The 3,340-nt window shown below is 71.2% G+C and carries 1 protein-coding gene and 1 pseudogene; one reads left to right on the top strand and one right to left on the bottom strand.

Annotation, left to right across the window (positions count from 1 at the left end):
* Positions 1-411 (bottom strand): annotated as a pseudogene (locus tag M0P34_RS14495) (glycosyl transferase); the annotation flags it as partial.
* A gap of 187 nt (positions 412-598) precedes the next feature.
* On the opposite strand from M0P34_RS14495, the gene M0P34_RS14500 reads away from it, so the two are divergent.
* Positions 599-3,010, top strand: coding sequence for an ATP-binding protein (locus M0P34_RS14500; protein ID WP_291500386.1), 2,412 nt, complete (start codon positions 599-601; stop codon positions 3,008-3,010).
* Positions 3,011-3,340: the final 330 nt, after the last annotated feature.

The raw sequence follows: 3,340 nt of genomic DNA on the forward strand, positions 1-3,340 counted from the left end.
GCGCAGGTTCATGTCGAACATGGGGTGGGCCAGGGCGTGGGGGATGCCCTGGGCCAGCAGGTAGTCCACCAGCTCGCAGACGTTGTCGCGCGCGCGGGTGATGTCGTCGTGCTGGGCCTCGGTGAGGTTCCAGGCCAGCACATGCAGCTTGCAGCCGTTGTCGGGCAGGTAGGTGGTGATTTCCTCGCTCAGGAAGGTGTTGGGCAGGTGGGCGATGTCCAGGCTGCCGCCCAGGGTGTTGTGGTCGGTGATGGTCACCAGGTCCATGCCCCGGCGGCGGGCGGTCTCGTAGAGGCGCAGGGGCTCGGTGTAGCTTTCGGCGGCGCCGATCTTGCGCAGCACCCATTCCGAGGGGCGCCTGGAGTGCTTGGAGTGGACGTGCAGGTCGGCGCGCAGAAACGGCCTGTCCATGGCGGACAACCTCCGGGGGCGTTGGCGCCCGCCCGTGCGGGCGCGTTGGCCAGGAGATACGCCCGGCCCGTTGCCGTGGCGTGACGGTCGTGTGCCGAGTTGGCGCCGCGCCGGGCGCCCGGGCGGTGGTGACAAGCGCCGCCCAAGGCAGTACAAGGGGGCTCGACACCCCCAACAAGGACCATCCATGCCCAAGAGCAAGCCCCTGCCCGCGTCCCGGCTGCGCGCCCGGTTCGCCCCCGAGCGCATTCCCTACGCCGACAGCACCGCGATACCCGCCGCCAGCCGCGTGCGTCCGCCCCAGCCCCGGGCCCTGCAGGCCCTGGAGATGGGCCTGGCCGTGGACGATCCGGGCTTCAACGTCTTTGTGGCCGGCGAGCCCAACCTGGGCCGGACCTACCTGGCCATGGACTTCCTGCGCCCGCGGGCGGCCAGGATGGCCGAGCCCGGGGACATGGTCTATGTGCACAACTTCCTGGACCCCGACCGGCCCCGGCTGCTGCGCCTGCCCTCGGGCGGCGGCAAGACCCTGAAGAAGGAGCTGTCCAAGGCCCTGGCCGCCCTGCGCAAGGAAATCCCCGAGGCCCTGGAGAAGGACGCCTTCATCAAGAAGCGCGAGTCCCTGGTGCGCACCTTTCAGGACCGGCGCGAAAGCCTGCTGCGCGAAATGGAGTCCGCGGCCAGCCGCGAGGGCTTCGACCTCGACATGGACGATCAGGGCGGCATGACCCTGTATCCCCTGGTGGAGGGCAAGGTCGTCTCCGAGCAGGACTACGACCGCCTGGACCCCGACCTGCGCAAGGCCCTCAAGAAGCGCGGCGACGCCATCATGAGCGAGATGGGCCGCTCCCTGCGGCGCATCGGCAAGGAGGAGAGCGATTTCCGCGAGGACCAGCGGACCCTGGAGCGCGCCGTGGTCAAGGACGCCCTGGAGCGCCACCTGCGGCCCCTGCGCAGGAAATACGCGCGCAACAAGGGCCTGGCCGCGTACCTCAAGGCCGCCTGGGACGACATCCTGGAAAGCATGGACCAGTTCCTGCCCCAGGACGCCGCGCCCCAGCCCGTCGTCGGGCCCCTGGCGGGCCTGGAGGCCGCCGCCGCCGAGGACTTCTTCAACCGCTACGACGTGAACCGCTTCGTGGACAACTGCTGCGCCAAGGGCGCGCCCATCGTCTTCGAGGACCACCCGACCCCGGCCAACCTGCTGGGCGCCATCGAGCGCGAGGCCGAGATGGGCGCCCTGTACACCGACTTCACGCTGATCAAGGCCGGGGCGCTGCACCGCGCCAACGGCGGCTTCCTGGTGCTGCGCATCGAGGACCTCTCCCAGAACCCCGACGCCTGGGAGGGGCTGCTGCGCGCCCTGCGCTCGGGCAAGTCGCGCATGGAGGACCACGGCGCCGCCGAGGACCACGCCAGGGCGCGGACCATCCAGCCCGAGCCCGTGCCCCTGGAGGTGCGCGTGATCCTGGTCGGCACCGACGAGGCCTACGAGGCCCTCCTGGCCATGGACGACCGCTTCCCCAAGCTCTTCAAGCTCAAGGCCCACATGCAGGACACCGTGCCGCGCGACACGTCCTCCGTGCGCCACTACCTGCACAGCCTGGGGCGGATCATCGGCGAGGCGCGCCTGCCGCCCTTCGACCGCACGGCCCTGGCGGCCATGATCGACCACGCCTCGCACATGGCCGAGGACCAGCAGAAGCTGTCCCTGCAACTGCCCGCCGCGCGCGAGGTGATGATCGAGGCCGCGGCCCTGGCCCGCCGGGCGCGGCGCAAGCGGGTGGAGGGCGCGGACATCGCCGCCGCCCTGGCCAACCGCAAGTTCCGCGCCAACCTCTACGAGGAGGAGTTCCTGGCCGACTACGACCGGGAGCTGATCAAGGTCGCCACCTCGGGAGCGGCCGTGGGCCGGGTCAACGGCCTGTCCGTGACCATGTACGGCGACCACGAGTTCGGCCTGCCGCACCAGATCGCCTGCACCGTGGGCGTGGGCCACGGCGGGGTCGTCGACCTGGAGCGCGAGGCCGAACTGAGCGGGCCCATCCACACCAAGGCGATGATGATCCTCAAGAGCTACCTGCTGGGACTCTTCGCCCAGGACAAGCCCCTGGTGTTCACGGGCAGCCTGTGCTTCGAGCAGTCCTACGCGGGCATCGAGGGCGACTCGGCCTCGGGGGCGGAGCTGGCCGCCCTGCTCTCGGCCCTGGGCGGGGCGCCCATCGACCTGTCCCTGGCGTTCACCGGCGCGGTGAGCCAGTCGGGCGAGATCATGGCCGTGGGCGGGGTGACGCCCAAGATCGAGGGCTTCTTCAAGGTCTGCTCCCGGCGCGGGCTCACGGGCCGCCAGGGCGTGATCCTGCCCGGCGACAACGCGACCCACCTCATGCTCGGCGACGAGGTGGTCCAGGCCGTGGAGCAGGGGCTGTTCCACGTCCATCCCGTGACGCGCATCGAACAGGCCATGGAGCTGCTTACCGGCCTGCCCGCCGGTCGCCGCCTGCGGGGCGGGGCCTTCCCCGAGGGCAGCCTCTACCGCCGGGTGGACGACCGCCTGGCCGAGCTGGCCCGGCTGGCCAAGGCTTTCGCCAAGGACTAGCAGCCCGCGCCAGGCAAGGATCGCCGCCCGGAAAACAAGGCCGCCGGTGCCGCACGCTCATCGCGTGTGGCACCGGCGGCCCGGTTTTTGCGCCCTGGCGCCTGGATCCAGGCGGGGCAAGGCCCGGCAGGCAGCTGGCCCCCGGGGCGCAAGCGGGGGTTAAACCCCGGGAAGCAAGCAGTGGCGAGGGCTGATAACCAATCCGACGGCCGGGCTACTCGGGCAGGCCGTCGGGGTCGTAGGTCACATCGCTCCAGCCCGGGAAGGCCCGGGCCACGATGGCCGCCACCAGGGGCCGCAGGCTGGCCCGTTCGCGGGCGGTGATGGGGA

Origin of the sequence: Desulfocurvus sp. (genome assembly GCF_023230885.1) — a bacterium.
GTDB lineage: Bacteria > Desulfobacterota > Desulfovibrionia > Desulfovibrionales > Desulfovibrionaceae > Desulfocurvus.